This window comes from Actinomycetospora rhizophila (genome assembly GCF_042657905.1).
Lineage (GTDB): Bacteria > Actinomycetota > Actinomycetes > Mycobacteriales > Pseudonocardiaceae > Actinomycetospora > Actinomycetospora rhizophila.
In genome coordinates this window covers 47,343-66,911 of record NZ_JBHSKG010000015.1, presented here as the reverse complement: position 1 = coordinate 66,911, position 19,569 = coordinate 47,343, and the positions used below count along the sequence as shown (strand labels likewise).

Annotated in this window: 18 protein-coding genes; 12 read left to right on the top strand and 6 right to left on the bottom strand. The window is 75.3% G+C overall.

Annotated elements, in window-relative coordinates:
• Positions 1-42: 42 nt before the first annotated feature.
• The 3 genes from ACFPK1_RS23910 to ACFPK1_RS23900 are packed head-to-tail and all read left to right on the top strand — an operon-like array spanning position 43 to position 3,415.
• Entirely contained in the window at positions 43-1,458 is a 1,416-nt protein-coding gene (locus ACFPK1_RS23910) for an APC family permease (RefSeq protein ID WP_378023459.1), read from the top strand.
• 22 nt (positions 1,459-1,480) lie between these two features.
• Positions 1,481-2,986 (top strand): tRNA (N6-isopentenyl adenosine(37)-C2)-methylthiotransferase MiaB, encoded by a 1,506-nt coding sequence (miaB, locus tag ACFPK1_RS23905; protein ID WP_378023458.1) that lies wholly within the window; start codon positions 1,481-1,483, stop codon positions 2,984-2,986.
• A 3-nt stretch (positions 2,987-2,989) separates the two neighbouring features.
• A complete protein-coding gene (locus ACFPK1_RS23900; protein WP_378023457.1) occupies positions 2,990-3,415 on the top strand; it encodes an Rv2732c family membrane protein in 426 nt (141 codons plus the stop codon).
• Here ACFPK1_RS23900 and ACFPK1_RS23895 read toward each other — a convergent pair.
• Positions 3,394-4,095: a GntR family transcriptional regulator gene (locus ACFPK1_RS23895; RefSeq protein WP_378023456.1), complete on the bottom strand. Its 702-nt coding sequence runs from the start codon at positions 4,093-4,095 to the stop codon at positions 3,394-3,396. The genes ACFPK1_RS23900 and ACFPK1_RS23895 overlap by 22 nt on opposite strands.
• A 155-nt stretch (positions 4,096-4,250) precedes the next feature.
• On the opposite strand from ACFPK1_RS23895, the gene ACFPK1_RS23890 reads away from it, so the two are divergent.
• Genes ACFPK1_RS23890 through ACFPK1_RS23875 form a run of 4 tightly spaced genes read left to right on the top strand, consistent with a single transcriptional unit; the run spans position 4,251 to position 7,373 of the window.
• Complete coding sequence (locus ACFPK1_RS23890) at positions 4,251-4,946, top strand: DUF2848 family protein (protein WP_378023455.1); 696 nt, start codon at positions 4,251-4,253, stop codon at positions 4,944-4,946.
• Positions 4,943-6,439: a 4-hydroxyphenylacetate 3-hydroxylase family protein gene (locus ACFPK1_RS23885; RefSeq protein WP_378023454.1), complete on the top strand. Its 1,497-nt coding sequence runs from the start codon at positions 4,943-4,945 to the stop codon at positions 6,437-6,439. Before ACFPK1_RS23890 ends, ACFPK1_RS23885 begins: the two co-directional genes overlap by 4 nt.
• A gap of 32 nt (positions 6,440-6,471) precedes the next feature.
• A complete protein-coding gene (locus tag ACFPK1_RS23880) occupies positions 6,472-6,825 on the top strand; it encodes a cupin domain-containing protein (RefSeq protein WP_378023453.1) in 354 nt (117 codons plus the stop codon).
• A gap of 14 nt (positions 6,826-6,839) precedes the next feature.
• Positions 6,840-7,373 carry a flavin reductase family protein gene (locus tag ACFPK1_RS23875; protein ID WP_378023452.1) on the top strand — a complete coding sequence of 178 codons (534 nt, stop codon included), beginning with the start codon at positions 6,840-6,842 and terminating at the stop codon, positions 7,371-7,373.
• A 28-nt stretch (positions 7,374-7,401) separates the two neighbouring features.
• Here ACFPK1_RS23875 and ACFPK1_RS23870 read toward each other — a convergent pair whose 3' ends face one another.
• Positions 7,402-8,823 (bottom strand): DUF349 domain-containing protein, encoded by a 1,422-nt coding sequence (locus tag ACFPK1_RS23870; protein ID WP_378023451.1) that lies wholly within the window; start codon positions 8,821-8,823, stop codon positions 7,402-7,404.
• Positions 8,824-8,950: 127 nt separating this feature from the next.
• On the opposite strand from ACFPK1_RS23870, the gene miaA reads away from it, so the two are divergent.
• Complete coding sequence (gene miaA / locus ACFPK1_RS23865) at positions 8,951-9,880, top strand: tRNA (adenosine(37)-N6)-dimethylallyltransferase MiaA (protein WP_378023450.1); 930 nt, start codon at positions 8,951-8,953, stop codon at positions 9,878-9,880.
• Between the two features lie 307 nt (positions 9,881-10,187).
• Here miaA and ACFPK1_RS23860 read toward each other — a convergent pair whose 3' ends face one another.
• Positions 10,188-12,125, bottom strand: a complete 1,938-nt coding sequence (locus tag ACFPK1_RS23860) for an MDR family MFS transporter (RefSeq protein ID WP_378023449.1) — start codon at positions 12,123-12,125, stop codon at positions 10,188-10,190.
• A 54-nt stretch (positions 12,126-12,179) separates the two neighbouring features.
• Entirely contained in the window at positions 12,180-12,770 is a 591-nt protein-coding gene (locus tag ACFPK1_RS23855; protein WP_378023448.1) for an acyl-CoA-like ligand-binding transcription factor, read from the bottom strand.
• A gap of 99 nt (positions 12,771-12,869) precedes the next feature.
• Between ACFPK1_RS23855 and dapF the strand changes: the two genes are divergently transcribed.
• The 4 genes from dapF to ACFPK1_RS23835 all read left to right on the top strand — a co-directional run bounded on the left by dapF (position 12,870) and on the right by ACFPK1_RS23835 (position 17,276).
• Positions 12,870-13,709 carry a diaminopimelate epimerase gene (gene dapF / locus ACFPK1_RS23850; RefSeq protein WP_378023447.1) on the top strand — a complete coding sequence of 280 codons (840 nt, stop codon included), beginning with the start codon at positions 12,870-12,872 and terminating at the stop codon, positions 13,707-13,709.
• 51 nt (positions 13,710-13,760) lie between these two features.
• Positions 13,761-15,290, top strand: coding sequence for a GTPase HflX (gene hflX, locus ACFPK1_RS23845; RefSeq protein WP_378023446.1), 1,530 nt, complete (start codon positions 13,761-13,763; stop codon positions 15,288-15,290).
• A gap of 23 nt (positions 15,291-15,313) precedes the next feature.
• Positions 15,314-16,291, top strand: coding sequence for a hypothetical protein (locus ACFPK1_RS23840; RefSeq protein ID WP_378023445.1), 978 nt, complete (start codon positions 15,314-15,316; stop codon positions 16,289-16,291).
• Between the two features lie 103 nt (positions 16,292-16,394).
• Positions 16,395-17,276: a LysR family transcriptional regulator gene (locus ACFPK1_RS23835; protein ID WP_378023444.1), complete on the top strand. Its 882-nt coding sequence runs from the start codon at positions 16,395-16,397 to the stop codon at positions 17,274-17,276.
• 305 nt (positions 17,277-17,581) lie between these two features.
• Here the strand turns inward: ACFPK1_RS23835 and ACFPK1_RS23830 are convergent, their stop codons facing one another.
• Positions 17,582-18,739, bottom strand: a complete 1,158-nt coding sequence (locus ACFPK1_RS23830; protein ID WP_378023443.1) for an MFS transporter — start codon at positions 18,737-18,739, stop codon at positions 17,582-17,584.
• The gene (locus tag ACFPK1_RS23825; RefSeq protein ID WP_378023442.1) at positions 18,736-19,443 is read right to left on the bottom strand and encodes a FadR/GntR family transcriptional regulator; all 708 of its coding nucleotides are present in this window, start codon (positions 19,441-19,443) and stop codon (positions 18,736-18,738) included. The genes ACFPK1_RS23830 and ACFPK1_RS23825 overlap by 4 nt, the downstream gene beginning before the upstream one ends.
• Between the last annotated feature and the right edge of the window lie 126 nt (positions 19,444-19,569).

Here is a 19,569-nt window from a genome sequence, read left to right as displayed (position 1 = left end):
CGAGGGGTGCGCATCGGGGACGACCCGGGCAGCATGCCCACCGTGCCCGACGACTCGGCGAAGGCCGCGACGACCGACGCCACGAGCGGTGAGCCGAGCCTCGTCCGGGCGATCGGCCCGAAACTGCTCGTCTTCTTCATCATCGGCGACATCCTCGGGACCACGATCTACGCCCTCACCGGGACGGTGTCGGAGCGGGTCGGCGGGGCGCTGTGGCTGCCGTTCCTGCTCGCGTTCGTGGTCGCGTTCATGACCGCCTTCAGCTACCTCGAGCTGGTCGGCAAGTACCCGCGGGCGGCGGGCGCGGCCCTCTACACCCAGCAGGCGTTCCGCAGGCCGTTCCTGACGTTCCTGGTCGCCTTCACGGTGATGTGCTCCGGGATCACCTCGGCGGCCTCGGCCGCGCAGGCGTTCGGCGGGACCAACCTGGACGCGATCGTCGGCGAGGTCCCCGGCTGGGTCACGCCGCTGGTCGTCGTGGCGTTCCTGCTGATGCTGGCCGCGATCAACTTCCGGGGCGTCGGCGAGTCGGTGCGCGTGAACGTGGTGCTCACGACCATCGAGTTGCTCGGCCTGGCCATCGTCATCGTGCTGGGCGCCTGGGCGGTGATCAACGGGGCGGGCGACGCGTCGCGGCTGACGGAGTTCGCCACCTCGGCGCCCGAGAGCTCGATCTTCTCCGAGCCCGCCGTGCTGCTCGCGATCTCGTCGGCCACCGCGCTCGCCTTCTTCGCCATGGTCGGCTTCGAGGACTCGGTGAACATGGCCGAGGAGACCGTCGACCCGCCGCGGACCTTCCCCCGGGCGATGCTGCTGGCCATGGGCATCACGGCGACGATCTACCTGGTCGTCGCGCTGCTGGCCTCGACGCTGGTGCCCACCGAGGAGCTGGCCGCGGCCGAGAGCGGCGCGCTGCTGCGGGTCGTCCAGACCGCGTCGCCGTCGTTCCCGGCGGTGGTGTTCGCGGCCATCACGCTGTTCGCCGTCACGAACACCGCACTGATCAACATGATGATGGCCAGCCGGCTGCTCTACGGGATGGCGCGGGAGCGGATCATCCCCGACGCCTTCGCCAGGGTGCACCCGGGCCGGCGCACGCCGTGGCTCGCGATCGTCGTCACCAGCGCGCTCGCGATCGTGCTCGTGCTGCTGCTCGACATCTCCGAGCTGGGCAGCATGACCTCGCTGCTGCTGCTCGCCGTGTTCACACTGGTCAACATCGCGGTGCTGGTGCTGCGCCGCGACGAGGTCGACCACCGGCACTTCCGGGCGCCGACGGCCGTCCCGATCGTCGCCGCCGTGCTGTGCGCCTTCCTCGCGAGCCCGTTCTCCGGGCGCCCGCCGAAGGAGTACCTGTTCGCCGGGGTCCTCCTGCTGCTCGGCGTCGCGCTGTGGGGCGTGAACCGCGCGACGACGGGCCGGCGCGACGACTTCGACGCGAGCACGCTCGGCCGGTGACGGGCGCCTACCCTGGGCGGTGATGACCGCCCCGACCTTCCACATCCGCACCCACGGGTGCCAGATGAACGTGCACGACTCCGAGCGCCTCGCGGGCGTGCTGGAGGAGGCCGGCTACGAGCACACCACCGACGCCGACGGCGCGGACCTGGTCGTGTTCAACACCTGCGCGGTGCGCGAGAACGCCGACAACAAGCTCTACGGCCAGCTCGGCAACCTCGCCCCGGAGAAGGCCCGGCGGCCCGGGATGCAGATCGCGGTCGGCGGCTGCCTCGCGCAGAAGGACCGCGACACCGTCGTGGCGAAGGCGCCGTGGGTCGACGTCGTGTTCGGCACCCACAACACGGGGTCGCTGCCGGCGCTGCTCGAGCGCGCCCGGCACAACGGCGAGGCCCAGGTCGAGATCCTCGAGGCGCTCGAGACGTTCCCGTCGCACCTGCCCGCGCGCCGCGACTCGGCCTACGCCGGCTGGGTCTCGATCTCCGTGGGCTGCAACAACACGTGCACCTTCTGCATCGTGCCCGCCCTGCGCGGCAAGGAGGTCGACCGTCGCCCGGGCGAGATCCTCGCCGAGGTCGAGGCGCTGGTCGCCGAGGGCGTGCTCGAGGTGACGCTGCTCGGCCAGAACGTCAACGCGTACGGCGTCTCGTTCGACGACCGCACCAGCGGGCGCACCGCGTTCGCCGACCTCCTGCGCGCCTGCGGGCGCGTGGAGGGCCTCGAGCGCGTGCGGTTCACCAGCCCGCACCCGCGCGACTTCACCGCCGACGTCATCACCGCGATGGCCGAGACGCCGAACGTCTGCCCCCAGCTGCACATGCCGCTGCAGTCCGGCTCCGACCGGGTGCTGCGTGCGATGCGCCGCTCGTACCGCGCGAAGCGCTACCTCGACATCGTCGACGACGTGCGCAGGGCGTTGCCCGACGCCGCCCTGACCACCGACATCATCGTCGGCTTCCCGGGCGAGACCGAGGAGGACTTCCGCGAGACGCTGCGGGTGGTCGAGGCGTCCCGGTTCTCGCAGGCCTTCACGTTCCAGTACTCGCCGCGGCCCGGCACGCCCGCGGCCACGCTGCCCGACCAGGTGCCCAAGGCCGTCGTGCAGGAGCGCTACGACCGGCTCGTCGCGCTGCAGGAGGAGATCTCCCTGGAGCTCAACCGGGAGCAGGTCGGGCGCGACCTCGAGCTGATCGTCTCGACCGGGGAGGGCCGCAAGGACACCGCCACCCGGCGGATGAGCGGCCGGGCCCGCGACGGGCGCCTCGTGCACTTCACGCCGGCGGGGACCACCGAGGAGATCCGGCCCGGGGACGTCGTCACCGTCCGCGCCACCTACGGCGCCCCGCACCACGTCGTCGCCGACGGCGACGTCCTGACCCACCGCCGCACGCGCGCCGGCGACGCCCACGCGGCGGGGCAGCGGCCCACGACGCCGCGCACCACCGGGCTGGGCCTGCCGACGCTGGGCCCGCCGGCCCCGGTCGCCGAGCCGGCGTCGGCGTGCTCGGCGACGCTCACGGAGGTCTGAACCATGACCGAATCCTCCACCGCCCCCGCGCCCTCGGGTCGCGTCGCCTTCGGGCCCGGCGCGCTCGTCGCCGCCGTCGCGGTCCTCGTGCTCCTGCTCGCCGCGGTCCTGCCCTGGACCGGGCTCGGCGCCTCGGGCTGGGAGGTCGTCCTCGGCCGTCCCGGCGTCACCGGGCTCCCGCGCCTGTTCGGCACGCTCGCGGTGGTGTTCGGGGTGGTCGGCACCGCGGTCACGCTGTCCACCGGGCGCTGGCCGGCCGTGTTCGTCACGGCGGCCGGGTGCGCCATCACGTCGGTGACGGGCCTGTGGGCCATCTGGTCGCAGAACACCAGCGCCGGCACCGGCCCCGGCATCGGGCTGTGGCTGGCGCTGCTGGCGATGATCGTGCTCGCCGTCCGCTGGGCGAGCTACGCGTTCTCGCGGCGGTAGCCGCACGCGATCCCGCGACCGTGCGCGTCGGCGGCGGCCCGCGTGGTGTCGAGGTGGTGCGCGACGGCGGCGGCCGCCGCACCGGGGTCGCCGGCGGCGATGGCGTCGACGATCGCGTGGTGCTCGGTCAGCACGGCCTTGTCCCGCTCGGGCCGGGTGAGGGCCTCCTGCCCGAGCAGCCACATCGCGCCGCGGAGCCGGCCGAGGGTCTCGCCGGTCCGGGGGAGGGCGGCGAGCCTCGGCATGAGCAGGTGGAACTCCTCGTCGAGCACGAGGAACTCGGAGCGTGTGCCGGTCTCCGCGACGCGGGCCTGCCGCTCGAGCACGGCGCGCAGGTCGGCGACCGCGTCCTCCGGGGTGTCCTCGGCCAGGCGGCGCACGACGTGGGTCTCGAGGAGGCCGCGCAGGTCGAAGACCTCCGCCTGCTCGTCCGCGGAGAGCGCCCTGACGCTGAAGCCGCGTTGCGCGGACACCTCGAGGAGCCCCTCGCGGGTCAGGGCGATCACGGCCTCGCGGACCGGGGTGCGTGACATCCCGAGGGTCTCGGCGAGCTCGTTCTCCGAGTAGAGCGGCCCGTGCCGGACGACGCCGTCACGGATGGCCTCCTGCAGGCGGAGGTAGGCGCTGCGGGCGAGTGTGTCGGGCCGTTCCACCGCGGTGAGACCGTTGACCTTCGCCATGGCGGCGACGGTACACGTGGTGTCTCACGTACTTGTATACGAGATACCAGTGTCCTACCGTCGGGGACCCGAGCCGAGGAGACGCCGTGTCGACCCTCGCCGGATCGGCGCCCCGGCCCCGGCCACCCGAGGCCCCGGTCCCGAGGAGGAACACGATGACCCTGCGACTGCGCGTCGCCCGGACCGGCGACGAGCTGCGGGTGGAGCCCGCTCGTCTCGTCGTGGCGGGCTACACGGCGCGTGACCAGGATGCCGTCGCCCGGCACATCGCCGAGCTCGCCGCCATCGGCGTCCCGCCGCCCGCCTCCGTCCCGGTGTTCTACGACCTCGACCCCGCGCTGCTCACCACCGACGACGTCGTCGGCGTCGCGGGGGGCAACACCTCCGGCGAGGTCGAGCCGGTGCTGCTGCGCGCGGCGGGCCGCTGGTACCTCGCCGTCGGGTCCGACCACACCGACCGCGACCTCGAGCGCGACGACATCGCCGCCGCGAAGGCCGCCTGCCCCAAGCCGATCGGTACGGCCGTCCTGGCGCTGCCCGACGACCCCGCGGCGTTCGACCTCGACCACGTCGCGGCCGTCAGCGCCGTCGACGGCGTCCCCTACCAGTCGTCGAGCCTCGCTGCGCTGCTGCCGCCCGGCGACGTCCTGCGCCGGATGGGCGCCGCCATGGCCGACGACCCGCTCGTCACCGACGCGGACCTCGCGGTCTTCGGCGGGACGACGCCGCTGCTCGACGGGGCGTTCGTGCCCGGCACGCGCTGGGAGCTCGCCCTGCGCCTGCCCGACGGCACCGACCTGACCCACACCTACGAAGTCAAGATCGACAAGACCGGGGAGTGCCCGCGATGACCACCACCGAGCCCGGCGCCACGGGTGCCGCCACGGGCCTGCGCGGGGGCAAGAGCTACCTCGCGGCGCTGCGCGACGGCCGGGACGTCTACGTCGACGGGCACCGTGTCGACGACGTCACCGTCCACCCCGCGTTCGGTCCCGCCGCCCGCACCGTCGCCGAGCTCTACGACCTCGCCGCGGACCCGGCCTCCGACATGCGGGCGATCGACCCGCAGAGCGGCACCGAGACCAACCGCATCTACCTGACGCCGCGCAGCCGGGAGGACCTCGCGGCCTTCCGGGGCGCGGTCCGGACCTGGGCACGGCACACCCACGGGTGGATGGGGCGCACCCCCGACCACGTCGCGGCGTTCCTCGCGGGCTTCGCCGCCCACCCCGAGGCGTTCGCGAGCGACGGCACCCTCGGGCACGACTTCGCCGCCAACGTCCGGGCCTACCAGCGCAAGCTCGCCGCCGAGCAGCTCTACGTCTCCTACGCGATCATCCCGCCCCAGGTCTCGCGGGCCACGACGGCGCACGCCTGGGAGGGCGAGCACATCCAGGCCGGCGTCGTGGAGGAGCGGGCCGAGGGGCTGGTGCTGCGCGGTGCCCAGATGCTCGCCACGGGCGCCGCGGTGGCCGACGAGCTGATGATCTCCTGCATCAAGCCGCTGACCGAGGACGACCGGGACTTCGCGATCAGCGTCGTCGTGCCCGTGGCCACCCCCGGGCTGAAGCTGTACTGCCGCCGCCCGTACGCGCCTGCCGCCACGAGCGCCTTCGACTACCCGCTCTCGACCCGCTACGACGAGACCGACGCGCTGCTCGTCCTCGACGACGTCCTCGTCCCCTGGGACCGGGTCTTCGTCGACCGCGACGTCGCGGGCCTGCGCCGCCAGTTCTTCGACACCGGCGCCCACCAGCTCGGGAACTGGCAGGCCCAGATCCGGCTCGCGGTGAAGATGGAGTTCCTGGCGGGTCTCGGTCGCAAGATGGCCGCCGTCAACGGAGTGGACAGGTTCCCGGGCGTCGTGGAGAAGCTCGGCGAGCTGGCGAGCCTCGCGGCCACGGTCGAGTCCGGCGTCCTGGCCGCGGAGTACACCGCCGCCGCGGACGCTGCCGGGGTGTTCCGGCCCGGCTCGCGTGCCCTCTACGGCGCCATGGGCCTGCAGTCCGAGGTCTATCCGCGGGTCCTCGGGATCCTGCGCGACCTCGCGGGCGGCGGGGTGCTCCAGGTCCCGTCCGGCGTGGAGGACCTGCGCGTCCCCGCGATACGCGCCGACATCGACCGCTACGTCCAGTCGCCCGGGGTCGAGGCCGCCGAGCGGATCAAGCTGTTCAAGCTCGTCTGGGACGCCGTGGGCAGCGAGTTCGGCGGTCGCCACCACCAGTACGAGATGTTCTACGCGGGCGCCCCGTTCGTGGTGAAGGGCTACGCGTACCGCAACTACGGATTCGAACCCGCCGTCCGGGCCGTCGACGAGTTCGTGGCCTCCTACGACGAGTCCTGACGTCCGGCCGGCCCCTGCGAGGAGGTCCACCCGTGCCCAAGCCCGAGTACGAGTTCTTCGACGTCGAGAAGATCCCCTACACCCCGTGCGCCGGGGTGGTGCCCGCGCTGACCGAACGCGTCCTCGCCGCCGACGACGCCGCCGGCACCGCGACGCGCATCCTGCACTTCGAGCCCGGCACCGACACCACGCCCAACGGGGTGCAGGTCCACGACTTCTGGGAGGAGGTCTACATCGTCTCCGGGTCGCTCACCGACCTCGAGCTCGGCGAGACCTTCACCGCGGGCATGTACGCGTGCCGGCCGCCGGGGATGCGGCACGGTCCCTGGCGCAGCGACGAGGGCTGCACCACCTTCGAGGTGCGCTACCGCACGGGCTCGCCGTGACCGGGTGCGGCTCGGTGGCGGGGGCGCCCACGAACCGGGGCGCACCCGTCGACACCCGCGCCATGCGCGCGGCCATGGGCGGCTTCGCCACCGGGGTCGCCGTCGTGACCACCCGCCACGACGGCGTCCCGCACGGCATGACCGTCAACTCCCTGACCTCGGTGTCGCTCGACCCGCCGCTCCTGCTCGTCTGCCTGACCACCGGTGCCCGCACCACCGACGCCGTCCTGTCCGCGGGCCGGTTCGTGGTCAACGTCCTCGCGGCGAGGCAGGAGCACATCGCCCTGCGCTTCGCCCGCCGCGGCGAGGAGCACTTCGCCGGCCTCGACGTCAGCCGGAGCGGACCGCACGACCTGCCCGTCGTGCCTGGCGCCCTCGTCCACGCGGAGTGCGCCGTCGACCGCAGCACCACGGCCGGCGACCACGTCGTCGTCTTCGGCCGTGTCGACTCCCTGTGCCGCACCGACGCGACACCGCTGGCCTTCCACGGCGGCCGGTTCGCCGACCTCCGCCCGCACGGTGAGGAGCTCGATCTCTGGTTCGCCTGACCCGTGACGGTCGCCGCGGTGGCCGGCGCTAGCGGGTCGCGTCCTCCGCGGCCGCGAGCCACTCCCGCCACTGCGCGGCCTGGCGCTCCGCCTCCTGGGCGCGGCGGCGGTCGCCCGCGGCGTGCGCCTTGGCCGCCTGGGCCTCGAACTGCTCGACGCGCGCGCGGAACTGGCCGACGCGCGCCTCGGTCTCGGGGTCGGCGGCCTGCCAGCGGCGGTCGACCGCCGCGCGGACGCGGTCCTCGACCTCCTTGAGCCGCGCCGAGAACTCCCGGACCCGCTCGCGGGGCACCTTGCCGATCGCGTCCCAGCGCTCCTGCACGTCACGCAGCGCGGCACGGGCGGCGTCGACGTCGGAGAGGTCGATGCGCCCGGCCTCGGCGAGCAGCGCCTCCTTGGCGCGGGCGTTGTCGGTGAACTCGGCGTCGCGGGCGGAGAAGGCCTCCGACCGGCGCGAGAAGAAGGTGTCCTGGGCGCCCCGGAACCGCGCCCACAGGGCGTCGTCGGCGTCCTTGCTCGTGCGCCCGGCCGCCTTCCACTCGGCCATGAGCTCCTTGTAGCGCCCGGCCGTCGGCCCCCAGTCGGTGGACTCGGTGAGCGACTCGGCCTCGACGACGAGCTCCTCCTTGCGCGCCTTCGCGGCGGTGCGGGCGCGGTCGAGCTCGGCGAAGTGCGCGCCGCGGCGGCGGGCGAAGGTCTCGCGGGCGCGGGAGAAGCGCTTCCACAGCGCGTCGTCGGTCTTGCGGTCGATCCCCTTGACCGACTTCCACTCCTCGATCATCGCCTGGAAGCGGTCGCCGGCGTGCTTCCAGCGGGTGGTCTCCTCGGCGAGGGTCTCGGCCTCGGCGATGAGCGCCTCCTTGCGGGCGACCGCGTCGTCGCGGGCCCCCGCGCGGGCGGCCCGCTCGGTCTCGTCGGCGCCCTCGGCGGCGGCGACCACCGCGTCGAGCCGGTGGCCGAGCCCCACGACGTCGCCGACGACGGCGGCGTCGACGAGGCGCTCGCGCAGGGTGGTGGCGCTGCGCAGGATCGCGCGGGCCTCGCCCCGGCCGCCCGTGAGGCGGCGGACGAGCAGGTCGACCTCGGTGCGCAGGTCGTCGAAGCGCACCGCGAAGTGCGCGAGGCCCTCGACGGCGTCGCCGGCCTGCCACGACCCGACCGCGCGCTCGCCGTCGGCGGTCCTGACCCACACGGTGCCGTCGGCGTCGACCCGGCCCCAGCGGCCGGGGTCGGCCGCCGCCGAGGCGACGGAGGGGAACGACGGCGCGCTCCCGGCGGGCCCGGGGGTGGGCACGGTGACCGCGGCGGGCGGGGCCGCCGGTGGCGCGCTCGGTGGGGCGGGGTGCGCGGGGGCGTCCGTGCGGACATCGGTGACGGCCTCGGGTGCGGCCTCGGTGGCGCCGTCGGGGCCCGCCCCGTCGACGGCCTCCGCAGCCTGCTCGTCGGTCATCGGCCCCGACACCTCCAGCTCCTACGGTTCGGGCATTCAAGCAGGTCCGCCGAGCGCGCAGGAACTCCCTGCCCCCTTCGGCGGCCTCGCGCACCCGCCGGGTCGGGCGTCCGGCATCCTGGCCGCGATGACCCGTCCGATCGCCCTGGTCGGCCCCACGGCGACCGGCAAGTCCGACCTCGCGCTCGACCTCGCCGAGGAGCTGGCCCGGCGCGGGAGCGGCGCGGAGGTCGTCAACGCCGACGCGATGCAGCTCTACCGCGGCATGGACGTCGGCACCGCGAAGCTCCCGCCCGACGCGCGCCGCGGGGTGCCGCACCACCTGCTCGACGTCCTCGACGTCACCGACACGGCCACGGTCGCCGCCTACCAGCGCGACGCCCGCGCGGCCGTGGACGCGATCCGGGCGCGGGGGCGCGTGCCGCTGGTGGTCGGCGGGTCGGGGCTCTACGTGCAGGCGGTCCTCGACGACCTGGAGTTCCCGGGCACCGACCCCGTCCTGCGGGCCCGCCTGGACGCCGAGCTGGTGGAGGCGGGGCCGGCGGCGATGCACGCCCGGCTCGCCGCCCGCGACCCGGACGCCGCCCGCGACATCCTCGCGAGCAACGGGCGCCGGATCGTGCGCGCGCTCGAGGTCGTCGAGCTGACCGGGCGCCCGTTCGCGGCGAGCCTGCCCGTGCCGGGCACGCCGCGCCACGATGCGGTGCTGGTCGGGCTGGACCGCGACACCGCGGTCCTCGACGAGCGCATCGCCGCCCGGGTCGACGTGATGCTCGCGGGCGGGCTCGTCGACGAGGTGGCCGGGCTGGCCGCGCGCGGCCTGCGCGAGGGGGCGACCGCCTCGCGCGCCGTCGGCTACCGCGAGGTCCTCGAGCACCTCGACGGCAGGATCGACCTCGACGAGGCGCGCCGGCGCACGGTCGTCGCCACCCGGCGTCTGGTGCGCCGCCAGCGCTCGTGGTTCCGGCGCGACGCCCGCGTGCACTGGCTCGACGCCGCCGCGCCGGACCTGGTGGTGACGGTGCTGGGCGTCGCCGGTGGGGCGAGCCGGTTCTGAGCGAAGGGCCCCCTCGCTCGGACTAGCGGGCGAGGGGCGCCCATCGCCACGGGTGGTCCGGCGCGGCGGGGACATCAGCAGACCGACAGGCACGCCCGGCGGGCCCGTCGAGGTGTCTTTCCGCCTGCTGATCTCGAGCGGGGCGGTCCACCGGAGATCACGAGCACACCGTGCACGTCACCCGGCGCGAGGAGGTGGACGAGGTGCCCGTGATCTCGCCGCGCGCCCGCCCCGATCCGAGCGAAGGGCCCCTTCGCTCGATAGAGCCGAGCGAAGGGGCCCTTCGGTCAGAACGCCGGCGTGCGCGCTACCGCTGCGCCCCCAGGGCCACGGTCGGCGCGTCGAGTGCCTCGAGGCGGGCGTGGCGCCCGCCGTCCGGAGCCGTGCCGGTCAGGGCGATGTCGCGGTGCTGCGGCCCGGTGGCCCCGCCCAGCGCCTCGACGTGCGGGTGGCCCCGCCACTGCACGACGAGCAGGTGCGGGCGCCCGGCGGACGCGGCGTCGACGGTGTACGCGCCGTCGTCGCCCGCGACGGCGCGCCCGAGCTGGCGCCCGTCGGCGTCGACGACCGTGAGCACGGCGTACGGCGCGGGCTCGCCGTCGTGGCGCACGACGCCGCGCAGGGACGGGCGGCGCAGGCGGACGGTGTCGGCGCCCGTCGCGCCCGTCTCGGTCTCGGTGAGCGCGGGCAGCGCCGGCGTCTCCTCGAGGTCGATCGTGTGCCGCAGCGGCACCTCGCGCAGGAACAGGATCGCGACCAGCGCGATCAGCGCCAGCGGCGAGGCGACGAGGAAGAGCAGCCCGATCGCATCGCCGTAGGCGTTCTCGATGACCCCGGCGACCGGCGCGGGCAGGGTCGCGAGGTTGGGGATCTGCCCGCCGGAGACGCCGGTGGCCGGGATCCCCAGCGACGCGAGCCCGGACGTGATCGAGCTCGTGACCTGCGTGGACAGCAGCGCGCCGAGCGCGGCCACGCCGGCGGCGCCGCCGAGCGAGCGGAAGAACGCGACCGTGGAGCTGGCGGCGCCCATCTCGCTCATCGCGACCTGGTTCTGCACCGCGAGCACGAGGTTCTGCTGGGTGGCACCCACGCCGACGCCGACCATCGCCATGAACACCGCGAGCAGCGGGTAGGGGACGGCGGCGCTGACGAACAGGCCCTCGCCGAGCAGCCCCAGGGTCAGCAGGATGCCGCCGCCCACCAGGTAGGGCTTCCAGCGGCCGTAGCGGCTGATCAGCTGGCCGACGATCGTCGAGGCGAGGAAGAGCCCGGCGATCATCGGGAGCGTCAGCAGGCCGGCCTCGGTGGCCGTCGCGCCGCGGGCGAGCTGGAAGAACTGGGACAGGTAGACCGTCGAGCCGAACATCGCGACGCCGACGAACAGGCCGGCGATCGTGGCCAGGGCGACCGTGGGGTTGCGGAACAGGTGCAGCGGCACGATCGGCTCGCGCACCCTCGACTCGACGACCACGGCCAGGACGAGGGCGAGGACGCCGCCGCCGACCCAGGCCACCGAGGTCCAGGAGCCCCACGCGAACTGGTGCCCCGCCAGCGAGGTCCAGATGAGCAGCGCCGAGACGCCGGCGGCGATGAGGACCGCGCCGAGGTAGTCGATGTGCACCTCGCGCTTGACCGTCGGCACCGTCAGGGTCCGCTGCAGGACGACGAGCGCGACGACGGCGATCGGGACGGTGACGTAGAAGCACCAGCGCCAGCCGATGCTGTCGACGATGACGCCGCCGATCAGCGGGCCGCCGACCGTCGCCACGGCCATGATCGCGCCGAGGTAGCCGGAGTACCGGCCGCGCTCGCGCGGCGGGATGATCGCGGCGATCACGACCTGGGCCAGCGCCATGAGCCCGCCCATGCCGAGGCCCTGGACGACGCGGAAGCCGATGAGCTCGGCGGTGCCCGTCGTCAGGCCGCAGAGCATCGACCCGACGATGAACATCGTGATCGCGATCTGGACGAGCAGCTTCTTCGAGAAGAGGTCGGCGAGCTTGCCCCAGATCGGCGTGGACGCCGTCATCGCCAGCAGCGACGCGGTGACCACCCACGTGTACTGCGCCTGGGTCCCGCCGAGGTCGGCGAGGATCCGGGGGAGCGCGTTGGACACGATCGTCGAGGACAGGATCGCGACGAACAGGGCCATGAGCAGGCCCGAGAGGGCCACCAGCACGTGGCGGGTGGCGGGGGGTCCGTCGCCGTCCGTGAGAGCGGACGGCGTCGTCGCCGGTGCGGACATCAGGAGTTCTCCGGGAGGGGAGCGCAGGGGTGGTGGGTGCGGGAGCGGCGCGGCTCAGGGCGCCCGGGACAGGCCGCCGGCGAGCAGGTCGATCACCTGGTCGACGACGCCGACGAGGTCGCCGTGCTCGTCGGACTCGAGCCAGCGCGTGGTGGCCACGCGCATCGCCGACATGACCGCGGCGGCGGTGACCGCCGGGTAGAGGTCCTGCGGGGTGCGGCCGGTGCGCTCGGCGATGATCGCGGTGAGGTGCGCCTCGGCGGCGACGTAGGCCGCGAGCTGCTGGGGGACGAGCGAGGGCTCGGACCTCACCAGCCGGGCCTGGGCGATCCACTCCCGCGAGCGCGGCGCGTCGCCGACCATCTCGTGCATCACGGCGCGCACCGCCTCGAGCACCGGCTCGCCGACCGGGCGCTCGGCGAGGCGCTCGCCCATGTCGCGGGCGCGCTCCACGTCGGCGGCGACGACCGCTTCCTCCTTCGACGAGAAGTAGTTGAAGAAGGTGCGCGGCGAGACGTCGGCGGCCTCGGCGATCTGCTCGATCGTCACCTCGGCCAGCCCGTGGGTGACGGCGAGCTCGAGGGCGGCGGCGCCGAGCGCGCGCCGCGTCCGGAGCTTCTTGCGCTCGCGCAGTCCCGTGGTCACGCCGTCCACGGTAGACTTTTCTTGCAGTCTCTGCATTTTTGCGCGACGCGGTGTTTTGCAGATCACGCAGGGCTGGAGCGTCTCGATACGCTGGTCGCCGTGGAGTTCGTCAAGGGACACGGGACCGAGAACGACTTCGTCGTGCTGCCCGATGCCGACGGCTCGATCGACCTGGACGCCGAGGACGGCCACCTGGTCCGCGCGCTCTGCCACCGCCGCCGCGGCCTCGGGGCCGACGGGGTCCTGCGCGTCGTGCGCACCGACACGCCGGTCGCGACCGCGGCGGGGATCGAGGGCAGCGACGCCACCTGGTTCATGGACTACCGCAACGCCGACGGCTCGCTCGCCGAGATGTGCGGCAACGGCGTGCGGGTCTTCGCGCGCTACCTCCTCGACGCGGGCCTCGTGGCGCCGGGCACCCACCCGGTCGCCACGCGCGCGGGCACGCGCTGGGTGACGGTCGACCGCACGGGCCCCGTCACCGTCGACATGGGACCCGCCGTCCTCGGCCCGGCGTCGACGACGGTCGTCGACGGGGTCGAGCTGACCGGCGTCGCGGTCGACGTCGGCAACCCGCACCTGGCCTGCGTCACCGGCAGCGCCCTCGACGGCTTCGACCTCGCGGCGCCGCCCGCCTACGACCGGTCGCTCTTCCCCCACGGGGTGAACGTCGAGGTCCTCACGCCGCTGTCCGGGGGCGCGGTGCGCTTGCGGGTGCACGAGCGCGGCTCGGGCGAGACCCGCTCGTGCGGCACCGGGACGGTCGCCGGGGCGGTCGCCGCCCTGGATGCCGCGGGACGGCACACGGGCACCGTCACCGTCCACACGCCGGGAGGCACGCTGCTCGTCGGCGTCGACGGGGCGACGACGACCCTGACCGGTCCGGCCGAGCTGGTCGCGCACGGCACGTGGGGCGCGCCGGTCCCGGCCACCGTCTGACGCGCCGGGAGTGGTTATCGCGTTGCTCCTCGTGGAACCATGGACGGCAACATGACAGAACCCGCACCGCAGGACCCCCGCCCGTCGACCCGGCCCGCGAGCCCGGCGCGCTCGTCGCGCCGCTCGAGCGACATCCGCCTCGACACGTCGGCCGAGCCCGTCGAGCCCGCCGAGGAGCCCACCGGCGGCAGCCTCGACCTCGAGGAGCGCACGTCGCTGCGCCGGGTCCCCGGCCTCACCGGGTCGTCCACCGAGCTCACCGACGTCACCGAGGTCGAGTACCGGCAGCTGCGCCTCGAGCGCGTCGTGCTCATCGGCGTGTGGACCGAGGGCACCTCCCGCGAGGCCGAGGCGTCGCTGGTCGAGCTCGCCCGCCTCGCCGAGACCGCGGGCTCCGAGGTGCTCGACGGCCTCATCCAGCGCCGCCAGAACCCCGACCCCGGGACGTTCGTCGGGTCGGGCAAGGTCGTCGAGCTGCGCGAGACCGTGCAGTCCACCGGCGCGGACACCGTCATCTGCGACGGCGAGCTCTCGCCCGGCCAGCTGCGCAACCTCGAGGAGAAGCTCAAGGTCAAGGTCGTCGACCGGACCGCGCTGATCCTCGACATCTTCGCCCAGCACGCGCGCTCGCGGGAGGGCAAGGCGCAGGTCGAGCTGGCCCAGCTCCGCTACTTCCTCCCGCGCCTGCGCGGCTGGGGCGAGTCGCTGTCCCGGCAGGGCGGCGGCGCCGGCGGCGGTGGCGGCGCGGGCGGTGGGGGCGTCGGCACGCGCGGCCCCGGTGAGACCAAGCTCGAGACCGACCGCCGCCGCATCCACCGGCGCATCTCCAAGCTGCGCGGCGAGATCGAGGCGATGTCGACGATCCGCGAGACCAAGCGCGGCGGGCGGCGGCGCAACGCCGTGCCGTCGGTCGCGATCGCCGGCTACACCAACGCCGGCAAGTCGAGCCTGCTCAACGCCATCACCGACGCCGGCGTGCTCGTGCAGGACGCGCTCTTCGCCACCCTCGACCCCACCACGCGGCGGTGGGAGACCGAGGACGGGCGCGAGGTCACGCTCACCGACACCGTCGGCTTCGTGCGCCACCTGCCCCACCAGCTCGTCGACGCGTTCCGCTCGACGCTGGAGGAGGTCGCCGAGGCCGACCTGCTGCTCCACATCGTCGACGGGTCGGACCCGTCGGCGCAGGACCAGATCGCCGCGGTGCGCGAGGTCATCGCGGGCCTCGACGCGCCCGCGCCGCCCGAGCTGCTGGTGGTCAACAAGGTCGACGCCGCCGAGCCGATGGCGCTGGCCGAGCTGCGCGGGGCCCTGCCCGGCGCGGTGTTCGTGTCGGCGACGACCGGCGAGGGGCTGAAGCGGCTCACGGCGCGCCTCGCCGAGGAGCTGCCGCACCCGGACGTCGAGCTCGAGGTGCTGCTGCCCTACACCGAGGGAGCCCTGGTCGCCCGCGCCCACGGCGAGGGCGAGGTGCTCGCCGAGCGCCACTCGCCGGAGGGCACCGTGCTGCACGCGCGCGTCTCCGAGGAGCTCGCGGCGTCGCTGCGCGCGGCGGCGGTCGATCCGGCACGGGTGCCCTGAGCAGGTCGTTCCTGGTCGTCCTGGTGGCGCTCGGGCTCCTCGTGCCGGGTGTCGCGTGGGCCGACCCGGACGTGCGCTGCACCCTCGACGACCCCCGGCTCGCCGAGGCGTCGGGGCTGGTCGCGGGCCCTCCCGGGGCCTACGCGGTCGTCAACGACAGCGGCAACCCGAGCACCGTGTACCGGCTCGACGGGTCCTGCGCGGTGGTCGGCGAGGTCGAGGTGCCCGACCGCGGCCGTGACGTCGAGGACCTCGCCCGCGGCACCGACGGGACGCTGTGGCTCGCCGACATCGGCGACAACGACCGCGAGCGGCGCACCGTGGCGATCCTGCGCGTCGGCCCCGGGGGCGACGAGACGATCACCCGGCTGACCTACCCCGACGGCGCGCACGACGCCGAGTCGCTGCTGATGCCCGGCGACCGCCGCGCGGTGATCGTCACCAAGGAGCTCAGCGGGCGCAGCGGCGTCTACGTCGCCGACGAGCCCGTGGGTGACGGGGGGACGGGCACGCTGCGGCGGGCCGGCGAGGTCGTGGTGCCCGGCGAGGCGATGACGTCGCTCGGTGCGGGCGCGTACACCGGCGGGGCGCTCTCCGCCGACGGCCGGGTCGTGGCCCTGCGGACCTACGCCGACGCGTGGCTCCACCCCGCGCCGGGCGGGACCGCGACCGCCGACGACGTCGTGGCGGCGCTGCGGGCGACGCCGGGCCGGGTGCCGCTGCCCGACGAGGTGCAGGGCGAGGCGGTGGCCTTCGCGCCGGACGGGACGCTGCTCGCCACCGGCGAGACGCCGCGGGACGGCCCGCCGGCGCCGTTGCACGCCGTGCCGGGCGCGACGGCGCTGGTGGAGGGGCCCGCGCCGCCGTCGTCGTCGCCGGCTCCGGTCGCCGACCGCGCCGGCCTGCCCGAGCCGCTGGCGAGCATCGGCGTGGTGCTCGCCGTCGCGGTGGGGGCCTTCGCGCTCGTCGCCGTCGTCGCGGTGGTGCGCCGGCGGCGGTGAGGCCGCCCGGAGGCAGCGAACGCGCGGCTCGCTGCTTCTAAGCGTCGAAAGTCCCCGTTCGCTCGGCCCCCCAGCCTGCGGCCCGGACGTAGGCTGCGCTCCCGTGCGCTACGACCTGCTCGACCTGCGCCTGTTCCGCACGGTCGTCGCCGAGGGCTCGATCACCGCCGGGGCGGCGCGGATGCACCTGAGCCTCCCGTCGGCGAGCGCGCGCATCCGGGCACTCGAGCACCACGCGGGCGTGGACCTGCTCGTGCGCGGGCGCCGCGGGGTGCGCCCGACACCGGCGGGCAGCGCGCTGGCGCGGCACGCCGGGGGCGTGCTCGACGACCTGGGCCGGCTCGAGGGCGCGGTGGCGGGGTACCGCCGGCCGGCGGGCACCCCGGTGACCCTGCTGGCCGGGAGCTCGGCGATGCGCCGCCTGGTGCCCCGCGCGCTGGTGGACTTCCTCGTCGCGCACCCGGACGTCGACGTCGTCACCCGCGAGCGCCGCAGCGCCGACACCGTCCGGATGCTCGCCGACGGCGAGGCCGACCTCGGGGTCGTGGTCGTCGACGCCCGCCAGGACCCGCCGCGCGCGCAGGACCGCCTCACCGACGACTCGCTGGTCGTCGTCGGTCCCGCCGCCGGGGCGCCCGCGGGGCGGGCGGCGATGACGTTCGCCGAGGTCGCCGAGCACCCGCTGGTCGGCCTCGAGCCCGACGCGCCGCTGACCCTCACCCTCGAGGCGAACCTCGGCGAGCACGCCCCGGTGCCCCGCCACCGCGGGCGCGCCGTGGACCTCGGCACGGTCGTCGACCTCGCCGCCGCCGGGGTGGGCCTCGCCGTCGTCCCGCGCCACGTCGTCGACCCGGCCCGCGGCCTCGCCGTGTGCGAGCTCGCCGAGCCCTTCGCTCGCCGCACGCTGGTGCTGCGCCGCGGAGCACGCCCGGCGCCCGGCGTCGAGGAGCTCGCCGAGCACCTGCGCCGGGCTGCCTCTGTCTGAGGCAGAGGCTCCCTGCGGGGATCGCGTATGGTGCCCGCCCGCGCCGGGCGCCACGCTCGGGACCGTGGAACGCCCCGACGTCGCCGCCGCCGTGCATCGCGTGCTGTCGCTGCTGCTCGTCCCGCTGGTGCTCGCCGGCGGGCTCGTCGCGTCCCGCGGCGACGCGGCCGAGCGGTTCTGGGGGCTCGGTGTCGCGCTCGCGGTGCTCGCGGCCGGCGCCGTCCTCGTCGCGGTCGGCGTCCGGGACCTGCTGCGGGAGCGCCGGCGCGGCGACCGGGACGCAGCGAACGGGCGGTTCGCTGCTTCTAGGTGTCCGAACTCCCCGTTCGCTCCCCATTGGGATCGCGCAGCGCCAGCGTCAGCACCGCCGCGAGCAGCGGGCCCGCGACGAGCACCGCGAGCGCGACCGTCGTGCCGCGGTGGTCGGCGAGCGCGCCGAGGAACGGGGACGCGAGCCCGCCGGCGCTGACCGCGAGCCCCAGCGTCACCGACGCCGCGAGCCCGAGGTGGCGGGGCAGGTAGGCCTGGCCGAGCGTGGTGTGCACCGGCACGGGCACGCCCAGCGCCGCCCCGAGCAGGCCGGTCGCGACCAGCGCGAGCAGCGCCGACGGAGCGAGGAGCACCGCGGCCAGCAGCGGCACCGCGACGACGTAGGACCAGCGCAGCACGGCGGTGCGCCCCCACCGCCGGGTCAGCGCGCTGCTCGCGATCGTGGCAACGGCGCCCGCACCCGTGAAGATCCCGAGCGTCGCCGCGGCCGTCGCCGGGCCGAACCCGAAGCGCATCGTGAGGTGCACCGCGAGGAAGGCGCTGAGGCCGTAGAACGCCACGGAGCGCGTGACGACCACCCCGGTCAGCCAGCCGAAGCGGCGCCAGTCGTCGTGGCCGGAGACCACCGTCGTGTCGGTGGTCGCGGTCGCGGGCACCGGCCGGCGACGGGGGAGGAGCCCGATCGCCGCGGCGGCCAGGGCGGGCACGGCGAGCAGGGGCGTCGCGCCCAGCCCCAGCCCGCCGACGACGAGCCCGACCGCGGCCGGCCCGGCCGCGAACCCCGCCAGCCCGCCGACGGTGAACCACCCCATCCCGCGGTCGCCGATGCCCGTCGCGTGCACCGCGCGCGCCGCCTCCGGGTGGTACGCCGCGACGCCCAGGCCCGAGAGCAGGACCGCGCACCAGGTGGCGGCGTAGGAGTCGGTGAGCCCGACGGCACCGACGCCGACGCCCGCGAGGACCATCCCGAGGATGCGCAGGCGCGGCATCCGCCGGCGATCCGTGACCAGGCCGAACAGCGGCTGGGCGAGCGAGGACAGCACGGTCGCGGCGAGCACGATGCCCCCGGCGCGGGTGAGGTCCCAGCCGCGCACGGCGACCAGCGCGGGCACGAGCGCCGGGACCGCGCCCTGGTAGAGGTCGTCGACGCCGTGCTCGACGGCGAGCCCGAGCGCCCGGCGGCGACCGGTCACCCCGTCCCGCCCGACAGGGTCCCGCCCAGCAGGTCGCGCAGCTCGTGCTCGCACGCGTCGAGATAGCCGCGGGTCGCCGCGGCGGCCGCCTCGGGGTCCCGCGCCGCGATCGCGGCCACGAGCGCGTCGTGCTCGGCGGCGGTGTCGACGCCGGAGCCGGGGTCGGCGTCCTGCTGGGTGAACGAGTCGTGCACGCCGTCGGCGAGCGCGTCGAACAGCCGCCCGAGCACGGGGTTGTGGGTGGCGGCGACGACGGCGCGGTGCAGGGCGAGGTCGGCGGCCGCCCACTCGCCGATCGCCCCGCACGTCCGCGCCGCGCGACGGGCGCCGATCGCCGCCTCGATCGCGGCGAGGTCGTCGTCGGTGCGGCGCAGCGCGGCGAGGCGGGCGGCCTCGATCTCCGGACCGCGCCGGGCCTCGTAGACGTCGAGGGTCGCGGTGCGGCGCAGGCGCAGCGTCCAGGTGCCCTGGTCGGGCGCGGGCTCGGCGACGAACGTGCCGCGCCCCTGGGCGACCTCCAGCAGCCCGCGGTGGGCGAGCGCCTGGACGGCCTCGCGCACCGTCGACCGGCCGACCTCCAGCTCGGCGGCCAGGTCGGTGACCGCCGGCAACCGGTGCCCCGGCGGCCACTCCCCGCTCTCGATCGGCGCGGTCAGCGCGTCGATCACCTGCTCCACCAGACCGCCACGACGCACGGGACGCACCACTACTCCTCAGGTCATCAGATGACCTGAACTGTACCTGCGACGAGTGTGAGCCGATCCTCGGTGCCCGCGCGCGGTGCCGGGTCGATCATCTCGTCGTGGATGTCCGCCGGCGCGTCGCCGCGA